Annotated in this window: 14 protein-coding genes; 7 read left to right on the top strand and 7 right to left on the bottom strand. The window is 67.7% G+C overall.

What is annotated here, in order from left to right; translation table 11 throughout:
• Nucleotide 1: 1 nt before the first annotated feature.
• Complete coding sequence (locus AAF184_05635; protein MEO0421795.1) at nt 2-646, bottom strand: hypothetical protein; 645 nt, start codon at nt 644-646, stop codon at nt 2-4.
• A 2-nt stretch (nt 647-648) separates the two neighbouring features.
• On the bottom strand, nt 649-1275 hold the full coding sequence (locus AAF184_05630; protein MEO0421794.1) for a sigma-70 family RNA polymerase sigma factor: 627 nt from the start codon (nt 1273-1275) through the stop codon (nt 649-651).
• Between the two features lie 183 nt (nt 1276-1458).
• Between AAF184_05630 and AAF184_05625 the strand changes: the two genes are divergently transcribed.
• Together AAF184_05625 and AAF184_05620 are read left to right on the top strand one after the other, a co-directional pair.
• Nucleotides 1459-2598, top strand: a complete 1140-nt coding sequence (locus tag AAF184_05625; protein ID MEO0421793.1) for a serine/threonine-protein kinase — start codon at nt 1459-1461, stop codon at nt 2596-2598.
• Between the two features lie 112 nt (nt 2599-2710).
• Nucleotides 2711-4348: a glycosyl hydrolase family 28-related protein gene (locus AAF184_05620; GenBank protein MEO0421792.1), complete on the top strand. Its 1638-nt coding sequence runs from the start codon at nt 2711-2713 to the stop codon at nt 4346-4348.
• 27 nt (nt 4349-4375) lie between these two features.
• On the opposite strand, the gene AAF184_05615 is transcribed toward AAF184_05620, so the two are convergent.
• Nucleotides 4376-6214 (bottom strand): tetratricopeptide repeat protein, encoded by a 1839-nt coding sequence (locus AAF184_05615; GenBank protein MEO0421791.1) that lies wholly within the window; start codon nt 6212-6214, stop codon nt 4376-4378.
• Nucleotides 6215-6619: 405 nt separating this feature from the next.
• Between AAF184_05615 and AAF184_05610 the strand changes: the two genes are divergently transcribed.
• Genes AAF184_05610 through AAF184_05600 form a run of 3 tightly spaced genes read left to right on the top strand, consistent with a single transcriptional unit; the run spans nt 6620 to nt 8162 of the window.
• Nucleotides 6620-7060, top strand: coding sequence for a DUF805 domain-containing protein (locus AAF184_05610; protein MEO0421790.1), 441 nt, complete (start codon nt 6620-6622; stop codon nt 7058-7060).
• Between the two features lie 35 nt (nt 7061-7095).
• A complete protein-coding gene (locus AAF184_05605; protein ID MEO0421789.1) occupies nt 7096-7602 on the top strand; it encodes a sigma-70 family RNA polymerase sigma factor in 507 nt (168 codons plus the stop codon).
• Nucleotides 7599-8162: a hypothetical protein gene (locus AAF184_05600; protein ID MEO0421788.1), complete on the top strand. Its 564-nt coding sequence runs from the start codon at nt 7599-7601 to the stop codon at nt 8160-8162. The genes AAF184_05605 and AAF184_05600 overlap by 4 nt, the downstream gene beginning before the upstream one ends.
• A gap of 21 nt (nt 8163-8183) precedes the next feature.
• On the opposite strand, the gene AAF184_05595 is transcribed toward AAF184_05600, so the two are convergent.
• The 3 genes from AAF184_05595 to AAF184_05585 are packed head-to-tail and all read right to left on the bottom strand — an operon-like array spanning nt 8184 to nt 12053.
• The gene (locus AAF184_05595; GenBank protein ID MEO0421787.1) at nt 8184-10220 is read right to left on the bottom strand and encodes a caspase family protein; all 2037 of its coding nucleotides are present in this window, start codon (nt 10218-10220) and stop codon (nt 8184-8186) included.
• A 56-nt stretch (nt 10221-10276) separates the two neighbouring features.
• Nucleotides 10277-11212: a carboxypeptidase-like regulatory domain-containing protein gene (locus AAF184_05590; protein ID MEO0421786.1), complete on the bottom strand. Its 936-nt coding sequence runs from the start codon at nt 11210-11212 to the stop codon at nt 10277-10279.
• Complete coding sequence (locus AAF184_05585) at nt 11178-12053, bottom strand: toll/interleukin-1 receptor domain-containing protein (GenBank protein ID MEO0421785.1); 876 nt, start codon at nt 12051-12053, stop codon at nt 11178-11180. Before AAF184_05585 ends, AAF184_05590 begins: the two co-directional genes overlap by 35 nt.
• Before the next feature lie 333 nt (nt 12054-12386).
• On the opposite strand from AAF184_05585, the gene AAF184_05580 reads away from it, so the two are divergent.
• Together AAF184_05580 and AAF184_05575 are read left to right on the top strand one after the other, a co-directional pair.
• The gene (locus tag AAF184_05580) at nt 12387-12809 is read left to right on the top strand and encodes a hypothetical protein (GenBank protein ID MEO0421784.1); all 423 of its coding nucleotides are present in this window, start codon (nt 12387-12389) and stop codon (nt 12807-12809) included.
• Complete coding sequence (locus AAF184_05575; GenBank protein ID MEO0421783.1) at nt 12806-14518, top strand: lysophospholipid acyltransferase family protein; 1713 nt, start codon at nt 12806-12808, stop codon at nt 14516-14518. The genes AAF184_05580 and AAF184_05575 overlap by 4 nt, the downstream gene beginning before the upstream one ends.
• Here the strand turns inward: AAF184_05575 and AAF184_05570 are convergent.
• On the bottom strand, nt 14463-17684 hold the full coding sequence (locus AAF184_05570; GenBank protein MEO0421782.1) for an efflux RND transporter permease subunit: 3222 nt from the start codon (nt 17682-17684) through the stop codon (nt 14463-14465). The two genes, AAF184_05575 and AAF184_05570, sit on opposite strands and share 56 nt — an antisense overlap.
• Nucleotides 17685-17695 lie beyond the last annotated feature (11 nt).

Here is a 17695-nt window from a genome sequence, read left to right as displayed (position 1 = left end):
CTCAGGGCCGCCCATCGTAGCCGGCGCCGCTCGCGCGGGCGTCGGATACGGGTTCGGCGAAGAGCACGCGTTCATCCGCCCGCAGGTCCGCCAGGGCGGCCGCCACGGTGTACTCGTCCACCTCGGCGAGGGCTAGGCTGAAGGCGCCGCCCGAGGTGGGGCCGGCGCTGACCTGGGCATCGATCGACTGCAGCAGCGCACGCATCTCTGTCATGGACGTCTCGGGGCTGAACACCACGCGCAGCTGGGTGACCGGGGCCGGCGCCTTGGGATCCGAAAACGTCTCGTAGCCGAGGGTCGGACCTTGCAGCCCAGGGAGCCACAGGGCGACGACGGCCAGGGACGCGGCGAGGGCCACGATGGCCGCGGCCTGCGTTCGCACGATCCACCAGGGCGCGCCTTCGCGCGGCGACGGTTGATCCTCGATCGTCGAGGAACGGGCTTCCTCGGCTTCCTCCTGCGCCTCGAGGCGGGACATCAGCTTGTCGAGCCCGTGCTCGGCGCTCATGCCGGCGGCCTGGCTGCGCGCCACCTCGTCGTCGCTGCGGGTGTGCAGGGAGCGGGCGAGCAGGGTCCATCCCGCATCGTCTGCCAGGTCCGGCGCCAGGCGCGCGCGGTTCGTGTCGTCGTCTTGTGGGTTGCTCATCTTCAGGCTCCCAAGGCATCTGCCAGGTCGGTGCCCAGGCCCGTGGCTTTCAGCGCGTCGCGCATCCGCTTACGGGCGTGGAACATGCGTGTCTTCACCGTGTTCACCGGACAATCCGCCATCTCGGCAATCTCCGGATACGAGTGACCCATGACCAGGGCGAGCTCCACCATGAGTCGCTGGTCGGCGGGTAGGGACTTGAGGGCGACGTCGGCCACCTCCTGCTGCTCGAGGGCGTCGGCAGGGAGGGGGGCGTCGTCTTCGGCGCTCTCCAGGTACTGGTCCGGCTCGTCGCGCTCGCCGCCGCCCGAGGCGACGAGGCGAAGGCGACTCGTCTCCTTGCGCAGGTGCTTGAGTGCCCGCCGGTAGGCGATGCCCATGAGCCAGGTGGACACCCGGGAGCGTCCCTCGAAGGTGCCGGCGTCGCGCCAGACCACCATGAATACGTCATTGACCACTTCCTCCGCGTCTTCGGGCCGGCGAACCACGCGCAGCGCGAAGCGCATCAATTTTCCGTGGTAGGCCAGGTACAGCGCCTGCAGCGCCGCCTTGTCCTGGCGGGAGATCCTCGACATCAACTGGTTGTCGTCGCCTGCGTCTCGCCGGGTCATCCCTTCGCTACCACTCATGTTGCTGGTTTTGCTCGTAGGTACCGGCTCGGCGCAAAAGGGTTCAATCGACCGTTCATCGCCCGCCGAAACGGTGTTTGAACCGCTGACGAGCGGCGCGGGACATAACGAATGAGCGTGGGCGATAGCGCGGGAGTGCGCGCCCACAGGTCCATCCGCCTCATTGAGAAGAGCCCCGACATCATGGTTGCCTCCGCCGCCGCCCTCGCCCTGTCTGTGGTCGACGATCAGTACACGCAGACCCAAGTGTTCCCCGCCAGCACCGAGTTGGCCAGCGCTTGTGTTCGCCTGCCCGTGCCCCCGCGCCGCAAGAAGACCGTGGCCGTGGGCGATGAGATCAACGGACGCTTCGTGCTGCAGGCGGAAATCGGGCGCGGCGGCATGGGGCGGGTGTTCAAGGCCCTCGACAAGCGCAAGCTCGAGGCCCACTCGCGCTCGCCCTACGTGGCCGTGAAGGTGATCACCGTGGCGGAGATCGGCGTCGAGGCGGCGACCGTTGCCCTGGAGCGAGAAGTGCAGCGCTCTCAGGCGCTTACGCACCGGCACATCGTGCGGGTGAACGATTTCGATCGCGACGGTGACACCGTGTTCGCCACCATGGAACTGCTCGAAGGCGTGTCGCTGCGCAAGCGCATCGACGCCTCCGGCCCCGGCGGCCTCGCGCCCACGCTGGCGCGACGACTGGTGCGCCAGGCCGGCGAGGCCCTCGCCTACGCTCATGCCAACGGCATCCTTCACGCGGACTTCAAACCCAGCAACGTGTTCGTGACGCGCACCGGGGATGCCAAAGTGATCGACTTCGGCATCGCCCGCGCCTACCAACCGGACGCCGCGGCCCAGGAGCACACGCGCTTCGATCCCCAGGCCCTGGGCGCCATGACCCCCGCCTACGCCAGCCCGGAAATGCTCGAACACAAGACGCCCGATCCGCGTGACGACGTCTACGCCCTCGGTTGTGTCGCCTACGAAGCCCTGACCGGCACCCATCCCTTCGGTCGCATGCCGGCGAACCAAGCGCGTGACTTAGGTCATCGTCCGCCGAAGCCGGCGCAGCTCAACCGTCGCGAGTGGGCGGCGCTGGAGCGGACCCTGCGCTTCGATCGCGCCTCGCGCACCCCCACGGTCACTCAGTTCCTCGAGGCCTTCGTCGAGGCGAACCCGCGCCGATCTCCTCGAGCGAGTCGGCGCCGGTTTCCGACCGTAGGGGTACTGTTGGCGATGGCTGGCCTCGCCGGCGCCTTGCCCTGGGCTGCCCACTCTTCCTTGAGCGATGCGTCCACAGCTGCGGTGCCACCGACTGCGCTGGTGGCGGCCGAGCGCTAGGGCACGCCGAAGCGGTACTCGCCTTCGGTGTCGGGTTTCGGGGCCATGTTGTGCCTCGGGAGTGCAGTGCGCTAGAAGCGAACCACTGACATCGCCCAAGGAGGGGAGATTCGTGGGGAGACTTCTGACCGTTGCCAGCGGCGTCCTTACGGCCGCAATGGGTGCCGTGTGCACTGTCGCCAACGCTACCACCACCCTGGATGTCACCCGCTTCGGCGCCGTACCGGATGACGGTTTGGACGATCGGGCGGCCATCCAACGCGCGCTGGATGAGGCGTGCGTCCGTCTCGACGAGCAACCGGGGGACGCCCTCGAGGTGGTGTTCCCGCCAGGACGCTACCAATTGGAGAAGCCAGCTCAACCGCCGCCGGAGGTGCCATGGGTGATTCTCCGCCTGCGCTGCGGCGGCTTCGCCCTGCGCGGCCAGGTGGAAGATCCGGCCGCGGCGATCCTGCACCTGGCAGATGCGCAAGGTGACTTCGAAGCGCTGCTGGCGGGAGAGATCTTCACCACCGATGTCTCCGATCTGCGCATCGCCAACCTCACCTTCGATGGTAACGGTGCGAACAACCCGGTGACCGACGGTGATGCCACCTTCGACGATGTCCTCCTCAATCGCCGTCACGGTATCCGCGCGTACGTGGGGCGCAACATCGTGATCGAGAACAACCGCTTCATCGATTGGCAAACGGTGAACATCGTCGTGCTGAACGGCGTGGACGTGGCCAACGTGGTCGTGCAGGACAACCGCTTCGAAGGGATCGGGACCCTGAATCGTACGGTGCCGGATTGGGATCACTCGAGCGTCTTCACGGACACCGCGGGTGCGCAGATTCTGCGCAACACCTTCACCTCGGTCGGGGTCGGTGCCTTCGGCGTGCGCGCGGCGATCGAGACCCATGGACCGCGTCAGTTCGTCTTCGACAATCGCGTCGAGGCCTTTACGACGGGGATGAACGCCACCGGCATTTCAGCGTTGGGCGGCGATACGCAGCGCGTCTCACGTAATCGATTCCTCCGCGTGTCCGATGGGATCCGCGTGTGGGCCAACGAGGTCCCGCCGAACCCACCGGGTGAGCCGACCCTGCGTGACTGCGAGATCAGTGACAACTTGATTACGATCGATGTCGACGGCTGGCGGGCCACCCAGGACCCCTTCGGCCAGGCCCCCAAGGGGATCGAGCTGGAAGCGCGAGCTGACGGGGTGATCGAAAACCTCACGCTGGCGCGCAATACGATCGTCTACACCAACTTCGCCAACACCGTGCGCCCCTACGACGAAAACGCGGCCGGTATCCTGCTGGCGCCCTTCGCCGAGCCTACGCTGCCCATCCGTGGCCTCGCCATCGAGGACAACCTGATCCTGCGCGCGCCGGCAACGGGTATCTACATCGGTTCGTACCTGCCGCAAGGCGCGACAATCCGTGGCAACCGGCTGATCGATATCGGTATCGGGCCGCCCGTCATCAACGATGGCTTTCGATCGGCGTTCCTGCTCTTCGGCGAGTACCAGGACGTGACCTTGGAAAACAATTGCGTGATCGCGCGCCGTGCTGGGGATGGGTCGGCGCCACCGCTCGCCCAGGGGATCTACGCGTTCGATCGAAGCCTCGGCGGGAACGTTGCGCGTAACAACGGTCTGCTGGCCGCGGCGGGGGCGGACATCGAGTGGTTCCTGGAAGCGCCGGGGATCGGCGAACCGTGGGCCGTGGAGCCACCGTTGGCGGGGTGCCCGGCGGGCGGCCGCTAGGAGGCGGAACCCGGCGCTCCCCTGCGGCTACAAGTCGGCGAGGACCGGCGTGTTGTCCGTGGATCCCGCCCACCGTTGCGCGAAGCGTGTGGTGACCCTCGCGCTTTCTCCGGTCATGCCGGCGGCCGCGAGGGCTTCGGCCAGACCGAAGAGCATCAGGGCTTGCTCAGGGTCTCGTGCGAGCGCTCGTTTGAACACCTCCACCGCCTCCTCAGGTCGCTGCGCCTCCACCAACGCCGCGCCGAGCGACTGGCGCACGGGGTAGTACCACATCGCCGGCTCCAGGTAGGGCAGTTCGTCCTGCAGGGCGACGGCTTTGCTGTAGGCATCGATCGCTCCTTCTGGGTTGCCTGTCGTACGCATTAGGCGGCCCTCGATCACATACGCGGCGAGGTTGAGCAGGGCCTCCCCCGGCGTGTCGGGGAGCAGGGTCTCCCAATCGTGCATCCGTGCGATCTCGCGAATGGACGCGACTTCGGCGCGTGCCTCATCCCGACGTCCCAGGGCGGTGAGCGCGTGGGCGCGCGCGTAGTGCCAGGCACCGGTCACGTATACGAGCGACTCGTTCGGCGGTGCCAACGCGAGGACGTCCTCAGGCGCGCTGAATTGGGCGTGGGCGAAGTACGGTGCCGCGTCCATCAGCTGCACCCAGGGCAGGGTGAGGGACATCTCGAGGTCGGTGAGGCCGCCCAGTTTCTCCGCCGCGGCCAACGCGCTCGCACGATCCCCGATCAGGCGTGCCGACTCGAGCACGAAGTGCACGTTGTGGGGGTAGTAGGTGTAGCGGTAGGGCGTGTCCTCGTCCTTCTGCGCCAGGTAGGCCTCATCGGCCACCATCGCCAGGCGGTTGACCTTGATCGAGTCGCGGAAGCGACCTAAGCGAATGTAGAGGTGCGAGGGCATGTGCACGAGGTGGCCGGCTCCCGGTGCTGCCGTCACCAGCTTGTCCGCGTGGGGGGCGGCGAGCTCGGGGCGGTTCGAGGCCTCCACCGCGTGGATGTAGAGGTGGATCGCCATCGGGTTGTCGGGGTCGAGGGCGAGGGAGGCTTCGAGGGTCGGCACCAGCGCCTCGAGGGAGGGGTGCAGGGTTCTGCCGTCGGCTTCCCAGTAGTCCCAGGGCTGGGTGTTCATCAGGGCATCGGCGTAGATGGCGAGGACGTCGGCGTCTTTGGGGAAGCGTTCGGCGACCTCCTCCATGGCCCTGGCGAAGCGTTGGTTGAGTTCGCCCTGATCGGCTTGCGGTGAGTCGTCGTAGCGGCTGCTCATGGCCGCGATGAGGGCGCGTTCGACCGGGGTGGCGCCGTCCGCGGCTGCCTGGGCGTGGGCCAGGGCCTCGATGGCTGGCGTGGCGGCCTCGGGATCCATGGCGGCGTTGATGTTCGGGCCGAGGGCGTAGGCCTCGCCCCACCAGCACAGGGCGCACCCGGGATCGATACGCCGCGCCTCGCGGAAGGAGGCGACGGCTTCGGGGTGATTGAAGGCGTAGGTGAGGAGCAGGCCTTGGTCGAAGTAGCGTTGGGCGAGGGGTTGGTCGGTGGTGATCTCGCGATGGTAGGCGCCCATGCCCTCGAGCAGTGGCGTGCGGGCGGGCGCTGGGTCGCTTTCGGCTCGCTCGGCCTTGGCGAGGAGGAACTCGGCCAGTTCGAGGCGGCGCTCGAAGCCCTGGTCCCCGGTACGACCCGGCATGCCGCAGACGGCCGCGATGAGGTGGGCCGGGATCGTCTCGCCGGCGCGGTCGATGAGCGGCGCGCTGGTGGCCGTATGGCTGGCCGAGGCATCGTGGGCCAGGCTCTCGGCGGCGATCAGTGAGAGGAAAGCGGCGATGGCGCGGGTCAATGTCGCGCCGAGGGGTGAGTGGGTGTGCATGGTGACCCTCCCTGGGGGGAATCGAAGCGCAGGCGACGTGTGCGATCAATATCGCGGCAAGTGTGCCGCAGGCGTTGGATGGGTGCTATTTGGACCCTGTCCACCGCCGCAGCCGGAGTCGTCGTGCCTACGGCTGGAAGGCAAACGTTGCTCGGAGGTTCGGTGATCTGGCAGTAGGTGATCTGGCAGTAGTAGAGAAGCAAAACTAAATAATATTATCTAGTATAAAAATATTCTTTAAATATCAATTGGATCATTGTTCTATTGTTGATCTGGCGTTCAGAAGGCACGCCCTGACTCTTGTGTTGGTCGCCGATAGCAAAATCCCTTGTCACTTTTTCCACAGGGTCGTGGACTGCAAGGCAAGTCTGCTTTCCACCCACCACCTGCAGGAGAAGCCCTCCCATGGAATTACAGTCCTTGGCCACCTATGTCTGTGTCACCACCGCCGCCGGGCTTGGCATCGGCCACTACCTGATCGAACGCTGCACCGCAGAGCCCCTGTCCTCGCGAGCATTCTTTGCCGATCTGTTCTCCCCTAATGGAACCCTCTCTCGCGCCCGCTATTGGTTCGCCTCTTGGCTCGTGTACGGGGTCCACGCCTATCTCCTCGCCACGGCCTTGGCGCATGGCGGTCCTCCGTTGCGCCAGTCGGCCCTGGCCATCGCGACGCTCCTGTGGCTGTACCCGACGTGGATCGTCGCCACGAAGCGATTGCGAGACATGGGGCGTTCCCCTGCATGGGCCGGGTCCCTCATCCTGCTCCCTCTGCTTCCCTTGACCGTGGCGGCGCTGGGGCTGCCCCCGACCTCGCACTCAGCCCACCGACGGCCTTCGATGGTCTAGGGCCATCCCCGGCCGCTGCACAGTCGCTGAAGAACATGACGCAAGAACAGCTTTTCGAGCGCGTGTGCGCTGATCACCTCCCGCTCATCAGGGGGATCGCCCGTGCCTACGAACGGGACGATTTTCTGGCGGAACAGCTGGAGCAGGACATCCTGCTGGCGGTCTGGCGTGCGCTCGCGAAGTTGCAGGATCCGAACACCCTGAGAGCCTACGTCGCGCGCATCGCCCAGAACCGGGCAGCCACCCACGTGTGCGTGGCTGCCCGACAGCCCAAAGGCAGTGGGGACGAGGCGCTGGAGCGTCTCGCCGATGAAGCGCCGTCCGCGCTGGAGCAAGTGGATGCTGATCAACGTCGATCGCTGCTGCAACGGTGCCTGGCGCGTCTCGCGCCGACGCTCCAGCGAGTGGCCGTGCTGGCCTTGGAGGGATTGGGCAACACGGAGATCGCCAACGCCTTGGGCGAGCGTGCGAACACGGTGACCGTCAAACTGCGCCGCTCCCGCCTGCAGCTCACCCGTTGCGTGGAGAGCACTGGAAAATGATGGAGGAATGGCAACCGCTCGCGGATCGTTGGCACGCTCGCGGTGAGCCGATGGAGGGGCACGATGTGGGGGGTCTTGCCCGGCGCTTCGCCATGCTCGATCGCTGGCGATATGCCCACTGGTGGCTGTCGAAGGTGTCCACCGCTCTGATCTATGCCCTGTGGGCCTACGCTACGGTGGTGGCATTCAGCTGGGTGAGCTTTGCCTTCCTCGCGGGTTTGGCTCTGGTAGCGACGCTAGCGACGGTGGTAGCCGACCCGGCGCTCCTCCGCCTGCACCGCGATGCCCTCGCTACGCCCCGCGCATACTTGCAAGCCCAGTATCGGGCGATACGTCTACGTCACTACACGATCGTGCTCAACCTCGGCGTCTACCTGCTCCTGACAGGGCTAATGTGGTGGGCCGCCTCGGTGTCGATACCGCTGCCTGGCGGTCGCCAGGCCTCCCTGCACGGGTTGCCCTGGTGGCTGGCGCCGGCCATCGCCTTCGATCTCTGGCGGTGGATGCGGGAGCGGCGAGCACTGTCGGCAGCGAAGGCACTTCTCGCCACAGGCGCCTAGAGCACTCGATAGTCTCGTTCCCTAGTCGCTGGCCGCCCCCGTGGCGCGGGTGCGAACGTTGCGAGGGGTAGCGAGTAGTCCCGTCGCCGTCGAGGCGCGGCCGTTGCCCACCAGCGCCATGGCCTCGAGGGGCACCCCCAGGCGAGACGCGTCGGCGTTCATCTGCTCGGCGAGGTCCTGCAGGGTCACCAGGCCGTCGTGGCCGCCGCCGCGATTGCCCTGGGCGCGCAGGCTGCGGCTCAGGAAGTAAGCGAAGGGGCCGGCCCCGATGGAGACCCGCGGGGCGTCGAGGGGGGTGACGTTCACCAGGAGGTCGCCTTGATCGAGGGGCAGGCGCTCGCGCAGGGTCGGCCCCAGCGGCGGGGCCACGACCAGGGTGCGATGGCCGTTGCCGGTGATCAGGGTGGCGAGGGGAACGGCATCGGCAGCACGGACGCTGGAGGGATCGTAGGAGGGCAGCAACAGCGAGGGCGCATCATCCACCATGCGCACGTAGCCCGTGGCGAACACCACTACCTCCGCGTCGCTGGCGTGGGCGCGCACCCCGGCGGTGACTTCGCGTCGCGAGGGGTTGATCAGCAGATCGGTGCGGTAGCCGCTGTCCTGGAGCACCTGGGCGACGCGTCGCGCATCCTCCTCCGAGTGCTTACGCGGACCGGCGTGGGCGTAGTCGCCGACCCCGATCACCAGGGCCCACTTGCGTTGGGCGAGGAAAGCCTGACGTTCGGTGGTCGCCTTCCACGTCACCGACTGGGGGTCGCCAACGCTCGGCGGCACGGCATCGGCGAGCACCCGCAGATTGCGGCTCGCCTCGGGCGCGTAGGTGCGCAGCTTAGCTAAAGTATCCGCTTGCGCGATCAGGGTCGGCGTATCCACCGTGCTGTCGGTGCGCAGGCGCTCGGCGAGCTGAGCGATCGTGGCCATGTTGGTAAGGCCGGCGGTCTGGCTCGCCGGCGCGTCGTTGTTCGCCGCGTAAGTTCGCGCGGTGGCGTAGTCCTCCCGCGAGAGGGCGTGCAGCGCGGAGAGTTCTTCGAACACGATCTTGGTGTCCGTGCTCAGGGACGGCGCCGGTGCGCGCGGCGCGAGCCCCGCCCCAGCGGCCACCACCTCGTTGGCAAAGGTCATGGCGTCTAGGAGCACGTCGCACTCACCGCGGCACGGTGCGCGCACCGAGGTCCAACCGCTGTCGCCGCCGCGCTCCTGCATGCGCACCCAATCGCCCGCCGCCTCGGCGATGTAGTGGGGGGCGTCCCCGGTGAGTCGGCCGACGCGTCGGGCGCTGAGATTGGCCCTGGCGCGGAGGGTGCGGACCTCCTCGGCGAGGGCGGGCAGGCGGTCGACGAAGGAGTGGGGCAAGACCACGTCGAGGAGCTTGAAGCGATCGTGCGTCAGCTCAGCCGTGAGCCATTGGTTGCCGCGCGATGTCGGCATGTCGACGCGGTGTGCGAAGCGCACGCGCTCATCGAGGGTGGGAAAGGCCTGGGCGAATAGGCTGAGGCGCACGCCATCGCGCGCGCGGACCAACCGACCCCACAGCGCGATCGAGTAGTCCTGATCACGCGTGAGCCGCTCGACCTTATCGAAATACCCGAGGTCGCCGGAGCGAGCGGGGGCCACGCCCTGCTGGAAGTTGACCACGGCGAAGGACCGCGCGCGTGCCGTGAACAAGAGCTCGCGAGAGAGCAGGTAGCTCAGGTCGTCGCCCACGCCCAGGCCGTCAGGGTCATCGAGGGTGAACACGGCGACGCGGTTGCGTGCCTGCGGGAAGTAGAGGGTAAGTTCGTCCTTCAAGGCGCGGGCATCGGCGGCGAGCGCATCCAGTGCCACATCCGCATTGGCTAGCTGGCGTGTTTGGCGGCGCGACGTGCTGTTGCCCGCGCGGTCGAGCTGTCGATCCAACTTGTCCAGGCGTCGTTGCAGCTCGCTCAGGTCTTCATCGCTATGCGCGGCTTCGATGTCCGCGATCAGCGATCGAATCTCCTCGAGGCGGCTGAGCTCCTCCTCCAGAGAGACGTCGCCGATGGCGTGACTGGGCAAGGCGGTCAACAGGGTTACCATCACGAACGCCACGACTGTGCAGGTCAGACGGGGTGGTGACAGATTCCGCAGGATGTTCATTCGCTCGCCCCGCAGTTGCCTTCCATCAGGGTGCTCAGGGCGGACACGTCTTCACCGAGGGCTTCGGCCGCGGCGATCACCGTGCGGGCGCCGGGGCAGTCACGTCGGTTGGCGATGCCGGCGGCCACCGCCATGAGCACCGCACCGTAGGTCTGGGGGTTCAATTGCGCGGCGCTGGGGTTCGCCAGATCGACCGCCGGGTTCTGCGTGGTGATGGGGGGCGACGCGATATCGTAGGCGTCGCTCACGTGGGAGCGGACCAGGAAGTCGCCAGTGCTGCGGCTAACGTCTCCGTGCACCACCGCATGGGCCCGCAGCGCACGCGCCAGGGTGCCGGCCTGGGTGACCACCCGCGGCTTGGCATCGCGGCAAGGAGCGAAGACGGGTTGCAGGGCGGGCGGCAGGTGCAGTTGCTGCATTACCGTGAGCAGATCGAACTGCAGCGCCTCCGCGAGGCGGTCCGGGAGGTCCGGGATGTCCTCGCCGAGGGGCGAGCGAAAAAAGCCCACCACCACCAGGTTATCCTTCTTCAGCAAGCACTCGGCGAGCGCGGCGGGGAACAGGTCCAGGCGCGTGATCGGCTCTTCCGGCGCGCCGTCCACGATCGCCACTTCCAGCGTCTTGGCTGCGAAGTTCGGGTGCTCGGCGCTGATCTGCACGATGTGCAGGCGTTGTCCGCCGGGCAAGTCTAGGTTTGCGCTGAACTGGCCTTGCTCGTCGCTGGCCACCTGCCAACGTTCGTCTTCGAAGCTCACCGTGAGCGTGGCGCCCACCACGGGTTGGCCGGTGGCCGCGTTGGTGAGGTCGCCGGCGAGCAGGGCTTCGACGGCGTGGGCGCTGAACCAGGGGCCTAGGAACGCGCACGTGGCGAGCAACCTCCCTAGCGGCGGCACGCGCCTAGAGCGTGGTGATGCGTAGTCTTGCCAGTCCATCGTCGGAGACTTCCTCGCCGCTCTCGCAGCCTGTGCGTACTGGAAACTGAGATTGGGTGCCGTCATGCCACCTCAAAACGACGCGCCACGTGGTCAGCTTGCGTCGGTCGAAGCTGGTGGTGGCCACCCGGGCACTGGTCTGTGGGTCACGCTGCAGGGATAGGGGGCGGACACGATCCGCATCATTGGTTACCTCCAGTGCGCGTGGCTCTAGCTCGCGCGGTGAGGTGCGCGGACCGTCGACGGAGACCGTAAGACGTAGGACGCATTCGCCCGTCGGCGTATCGCCGCCGATGCCCACCCAGGCGATGACCACGGCCAGCAGTGCGGCACTCGCGCCGGCGATGATCAACGCTAGGTGGCGTTTGGGTGGTGGAGGGTCCACTACCTGTGGGTCCTGGGTGTGCGCCCCGCCGCTACCAGGCGCGCCGATACGATCCTCGAGGTCGCGTCGCAGGAGAGTGAACTCGGGCGCGTCCGCCTTGCCGGACCAGCGCGAGAAATCGAGCGTGTGCAAGCCCTGAAACCGAAACGGCAGCTCGCAATCATCGAGGCACAGGGGCACGAGCTTGCGCTCCTTGAGGCCGAAGGACGCCTCATCGCGGATGTAGCGCGACTCGACCGCCGCCCGCGACCACAGCACCACCACGCAGCGGCTGCGCGCGAGCGCGTTGCCGATCACGTCGTCGAAGCGCTCGCCGCCGCGCAGCTCCGGGTCCCACCACACGTCCCAGCCCACCTGCTCGAGCGCCTGCGCCACGCGACCGGCCTCGCGGCGTTCCTCGCGCTTGTAGCTCAGGAAGATGTCGGGGCGGGGGGCCTCGTCGGTCGGGGTGCTCACGCCGGGTGATCCTTCGGGTCCTTTGAGCTACAGCGCTGGGGGCTGGCAGGCTCCCTCACGCGTGGTCTGCGCAAACCGCGCCACGCCTCGCTGGAGCTAACGCGATAATCCGATGTTACGTCGCCCCACGGGCCTGACAAGTCGTGTGGGCACGGCCGCCCCTCGTAGGTACCCCCACGGCCTTCGAGAGTTCACCGTTTGCCGAGGAAACGTGAATGCCACGTGCTTGGAACGACTCCAGGGGGTAGCGATCCAATGCGTGTCGGGCTAGTGTCCGCAGCGGCCAGCCGCCGCGCCACGCTTCGCCAGCCGCCAAGGTGTGAATCGAACATCGTGCAGTTGCAGCACTCCCCCATTGTGCGCTCGCTCGTCGCGGCCGCCGTCGCCTTCACTTTCTACGCCGCCTGGGCCTGGTGGGCGAACCGCATGCACTCCCCCAGCGCTCAGCTGATGGCCGCCCTCACGCAGGGGGCCTACAGCGCGTCGGTGACGCTCGCGCTCACCTCCGTGGTGGAGCTGCTCTACCGCGGGCGCCAGCCGCGGCGCGTGCGCTTCGCCCGCTGCGTGATTGGGAGCGTGGTCTTGCTCGTCGTCTCTTCCGTGGGCATCCACCTGCTCGCCGGCACCGCCGAACTCTGGCTGACGGTGTTGCCGAGTTGGATCTTCGGCTCCGCCTACGCGGTGGCCTACGCCATGGCCCTGTCTCGCGGCGACCGCGAGTGCGAAGAGACGGCGGCGGCGGGTGAGATGTCATGAGCGCCAACGCCCATCTGCCCCAGCGCATCTCCGTGCGCACCGTGGCCAACCGTTCGACGCAGCTCGGTCGACGCCTGAGCACCTTCGCGCCGGTGCTGGATCGCCTGTTGGGTATCCAGGCCATCGACCGCTTCTGTCAGGATCATCGCCTCTACGGCTTGTCGCCCACCACCTTTGCGGATCGGGCCCTCGATGCGCTCGGCGTGACGATCGAGGGCGGCGATGGGCTCGCTCAGCGCGTGCCGCGCGAGGGCCCGGTGATCGTGGCCTCCAACCATCCCCACGGCGGCATCGAGGGGCTGGTGCTGGTGCGACTGCTCACGGCCCTGCGCCCGGACGTGAAGATCATGGCGAACACGGCGCTGCGCGTGTTCTCCGAGCTCGCGCCCCTCTCCATCTACGTGAACCCCCTCGCGCCCGGCGATCCCGCCAACCGCAAGGGTCTGCGCGCCTGCCTCGATCACCTCAACGACGGTGGCCTGCTGCTCATATTTCCGGCCGGTCGCACCTCCTTCTACCAACCAGAACTTGGCTACATCGCGGACAGTTCGTGGAACACCGCCCTGGGCCGTCTGGCGCGCCGTACCGATGCGCAGGTGCTGCCCATGCGCTTCATGGGCAAGAACAGCCGGCTCTTCTACGGCCTCGGCAGCCTCTGGTATCGCTTCCGCCTGCTGATGCTCGCACGGGAGTTGATGAACAAGGCCGGGCAGACCATCGAGCTGCGCGCGGGCCAGCCGATCGCAGCGCGCGACCTCGATCGCCTCGACGGCGCCGGGCTCACGCATTACCTGCAGGTGGAGAGCGCGGCCCTCGCCGCGCCAAGCTGCCCTGGGCCTGCAGCGGTAAAGGAAGCGCCTTTGGCACCTGGACAATCGCCGACCGCGATCGAGCGGGAGATCGCCGCGCTGCCGGCCGACCAGCGTCTGCTGAAGGCGCACGATTGCATCGTCGCCTACGGCCGCGCGGCGCAGCTGCCGACGCTGGTGGCGCAGATCACCCGTGAGCGCGAGCGCACCTATCGCATCGAAGACGAGGGCAGCGGTGAGCCGGTCGATACGGATCACTTCGATGACCGCGTGACGCATCTGTTCTGCTGGAACACGAAGGCCCAGGCCCTGGTCGGCGCCTATCGTATCGCTTGCCGCGAGACCCTGGCTGCGGACGGCGGGACGTACCTAAGTCGCGTATTTGCCTTCGATGACACCTTCATCGCCTCGCGGGCACCGGCGATCGAACTCGGCCGCTCCTTCGTGGTGCCCGAGTTCCAGCGCAGTCGCTACGCGCTGGACCTGCTCTGGCGTGGCATCGGCGGCTACCTCAAGGCCCACCCTCGCTACGAGCTCATGTACGGCACGGTGTCACTGACCCGTCGGTACGATCCGGTCTCGATCGCCATGATGTGTGATGTGCTGATCGATGCGCCGGAGGGGGTGTCCGCTCGCGTGCCCCTGGCGAACGTGCTGCCGCCGGAATGGCATCAGTTCCGCCGCGAGCACCCGCTGGACCTCACCACGCTGAACGCCCTCATCGCCGCCCGCGAACCGGACGGCAAGGGCGTGCCGGTGCTGCTGCGCCACTACGTGGCCCTGAATGCCCGCTTCCACGCCGTGGCCGTGGACGAGACCTTCGCGGCGACACCGGGCCTGCTGCTCAGTGTTTCGCTGGCGGATCTGCCGGCGACCAGGCGGCGCCGCTACCTGGGCTAGGCACCGCCGCCCCCGCCGCGGCGGGGCGCAAGCGACCCGCGACGCCGTACACGAGCCCGAGCACCGCGGGCAGGAAGAACAGCGTGATCACGGCCGAGGACAGCAGGCCGAAGAGCACCACGGCGCCCACGCCGCGGTAGAGCTCCGAACCGGCGCCGGGGATGAACACCAGCGGTGAGATGCCGATCACGGTGGTGATCGTCGACATCATCACGGCGCGCAGGCGCGAGTGCGTGGCCTCGAGGATCGCTTGGCGTGGCGCGAGCCCCGATTGCACCCCGCTCATGGTCTTCTCCACGATGAGGATGGGGTTGTTGACCACCGTGCCCATGAGGATCAGGAAGCCGAGCATGGTGATCATGTCGAAGGGCTGAGCGAAGCCCTCCAGCCCCACGAGCGGCAGCGCGGCACCGAATTGATTCAATAGCCAGAGCCCGACGATGCCGCCGGAGATGCCGATCGGCACCACCAGCATGATCACCAGGGGGAAGCCCCAGTGGCGCAGGATAGCCACCAGCAGCAGGTAGGCGATCAGGGCGGAGATGGCGAAGTTGCTGGCGAGGGCACGCTGGGTGGCGGCGAGGCGATCGCTGGCGCCGGAGAGGCGCATGTCCACGTTGCTGGCGATGAGCCCTTCGGCCCGCAAGGCGGGGATCAGCTTTTCCTCTACGCGCGCGACGGCACCCTCCAGCGGCACCTCCCGCGGCGGCACGATCGACACCGTGACCGTGCGGAAGCCGTCCACGCGGCGGATCACGTCGGTGCTGCGCGTCTCGCGCACCTGGGCGATGGCGTTCAAGGGCACCACGGCGCCCACGGGGGCGAACACGAGGATGTCGGCGAGGTCCTGGGGTTGGCGCACCGTGCCCTGGGTGCCGTAGAGGTACATGTCGATCTTGTCGTCGTCGAGGAAGAACTCGTCGACGAAGGCGCCGTCCGTGAGCGCCCACACGGCGTAGCCGAGTTCGGGCGCGCTGAAGCCGAGCTCCGCGGCGCGGGTCCAGTCCGGGTGCACTTCCAGCACCGGTTGGCCCAGCGTGAGCCCTGAGGGTTCGGCGCGCACCTGTGGCTGGCGGAACTCATTCTTGGCGCCGTTGAACAAGGCGAGGGCCGCGTCGTAGAGGCCGGCGAGATCGGGGCCCGTGATGTCGACGTTGATGCTGCGCGTGCCGCCCTCGTTGCCGGCGAAGATCGAGCCGCGGCTGACGAAGCCGTTCATGCCCGGCACCTGCTCGAAGCGCGCCGTGAGCTTCTCGATCAGGGCGCCCATGTCCTGGCGGCGGGTGGTTTCGATGACGAAGGTGACGCCGGTCTGGCGGGCGAACTGGAACATGTAGTCCATCGCCGGGTAGTCCATCTCGCCGCGATCGAACTCGCCGGGGTCGCGGCCCAGGTGCGGTTTGAGCTCATCGCCGATCTCGTCCATCACCGCGCGGATCTCTTCGAGGTTGGTGCCGGGCGGCGGGAAGAGGCGCGCGAAGGCCTTCTTCTCCTCGCCCTCGGGCAGGTACTCGGCCTGGGGCGTGAGGAAGGCGAGCACCGCGCCGGTGGTGGCAAGCAGGGCGATCACCAGCGTTAGCTGACGCATGGGGCGGTCGGCGACCCAGCGCGCGTTGGCCAACACCATGGCCGTGAGCCCCTTCGTGCGCCCTTCGCCCGCATCGTCGGGCGCTTGCGTCGGGCGGAAGCTGAGCGCCTTGGCGGCGGACGGCACGACGGCGATGGCCACCAGCATCGACATGAGGATGGAGCTGGAGATGGCGACGGCAATGTCCGAGTAGAGCTGCCCCGCCTCCTCGCGGATGAACAGCACCGGCAGGAACACGAACACCGTGGTGAGGGTGGAGGCGAGGACGGCGCGCCACACCTCGCTCACCCCCTCCAGCACGGCCTGCAGGCGATCCTGCCCCCGCGACAGGTGGCGGGCGATGTTCTCCAGCACCACGATGGAGTTGTCGAGGGTCATGCCGATGGCGAAGGCCACGCCGGCCAGAGAGATCACGTTCACCGTGCGGCCTGTGAGCAGCAGACCGATGAAGGCGGCCAGGGTACACACGGGGATGCCGATGGCGCCGACCAGCGTCGCGCCGATCGAGCGCAGGAAGACGAACAACACGAGCGTCGCCAGCACGCCGCCGAGGGCGAGGTTGCTGCGCACGTTCACCACCGCGTCCTCCACGTAGCGCGCATCCTCGGTGACGATGCGCGCCTGCAGGCCGATGCTGCCGAGGTAGCCCTCGTTGAGGCGCTCGAGCTGGTCGCGCACGGCGTTGCGCACGCCCACCACGTTGGCGCCGGGGATGCGGCGCACGGCCATGCTGAGCACGGGCAGGGTGTCGACGCGGTTGACGTAGCGCAGCTCGGACTGGTCGAGGGAGACGGTGGCCACGTCGCGCAGGTAGACCGGGGCGCCGTTGCGCTGGGCGACGATCATGTCCTCGATGTCGTTCAGGGTCTCGAAGCGACCTATCGTGCGGATCAGGTAGCGTGCCTTGCCGGCGTCGAGGTCGCCGCCGGAGGTGTCGCGGTTGCGGTTGCGGATTGCCGTGCGCAGGGCGGCGAGGCTGATGCCGCGCTCGGCCAGGCGGGCGGGATCGACGCGGATGTGGATCTGGCGCTCGGCGCCGCCGCGCAGCTCGGCCTCGGCGACGCCGGCCACGCGCTCCAGGCGCGGGCGCACGTTGTCGTCGAGGTAGTCGCGCATGGAGTAGAGGTCGAGGCCGAAGGGGTTGCCCGGCAGGGTGGTGATGCCGACGAAGATGAAGGGGCTGTTGGAGTAGGCGTCGGCGACGATGCGCGGCTCGTCCACGTTCTCGGGGTAAGACGGCACCTGGGAGAGGCTGTTGTTGACCTGGATCAGGGCCTCGTTGAGGTCCGTGCCGCGGGCGAGTTCGAGTTCGATCTCGGCGCGGCCCATGGAGGCGCGGGAGATCATGCGCTCGATGCCCGTGATGCCGCGCAGGTAGTCCTCCTGCTCGATGAGGATCTCGCGCTCCACGTCCTGGGGCGTCGCGCCGGGCCAGCCGGTGACGATGGAGATGACGCGCACGTCGAGGTCGGGGATCAGCTGGATCGGCACCCGCACCAGGGCGAGCACACCGAACAGGCAGGCGAGGAGTGTGCCGACCGCCACCAGGATGGGGTTGCGCAGGAGAAACTGGAACACGAGCGGCGACC

The sequence above is a fragment of the Pseudomonadota bacterium genome (genome assembly GCA_039815145.1).
Classification (GTDB): domain Bacteria; phylum Pseudomonadota; class Gammaproteobacteria; order Steroidobacterales; family JBCBZW01; genus JBCBZW01.
The sequence above is the reverse complement of the archived record's forward strand: the minus strand, read 5'-3'. Positions and strand labels throughout refer to the sequence as shown.

Excerpts from the sequence above, each read along its gene's own strand:
- AAF184_05600 (MEO0421788.1), top strand. The coding sequence starts at position 7,599 with ATGATGGAGGAATGGCAACCGCTCGCGGATCGTTGGCACGCTCGCGGT.
- AAF184_05595 (MEO0421787.1), bottom strand. The coding sequence starts at position 10,220 with ATGGTAACCCTGTTGACCGCCTTGCCCAGTCACGCCATCGGCGACGTC.
- AAF184_05590 (MEO0421786.1), bottom strand. The coding sequence starts at position 11,212 with ATGGACTGGCAAGACTACGCATCACCACGCTCTAGGCGCGTGCCGCCG.
- AAF184_05630 (MEO0421794.1), bottom strand. The coding sequence starts at position 1,275 with ATGAGTGGTAGCGAAGGGATGACCCGGCGAGACGCAGGCGACGACAAC.
- AAF184_05625 (MEO0421793.1), top strand. The coding sequence starts at position 1,459 with ATGGTTGCCTCCGCCGCCGCCCTCGCCCTGTCTGTGGTCGACGATCAG.
- AAF184_05605 (MEO0421789.1), top strand. The coding sequence starts at position 7,096 with ATGACGCAAGAACAGCTTTTCGAGCGCGTGTGCGCTGATCACCTCCCG.
- AAF184_05575 (MEO0421783.1), top strand. The coding sequence starts at position 12,806 with ATGAGCGCCAACGCCCATCTGCCCCAGCGCATCTCCGTGCGCACCGTG.
- AAF184_05635 (MEO0421795.1), bottom strand. The coding sequence starts at position 646 with ATGAGCAACCCACAAGACGACGACACGAACCGCGCGCGCCTGGCGCCG.
- AAF184_05610 (MEO0421790.1), top strand. The coding sequence starts at position 6,620 with ATGGAATTACAGTCCTTGGCCACCTATGTCTGTGTCACCACCGCCGCC.
- AAF184_05615 (MEO0421791.1), bottom strand. The coding sequence starts at position 6,214 with ATGCACACCCACTCACCCCTCGGCGCGACATTGACCCGCGCCATCGCC.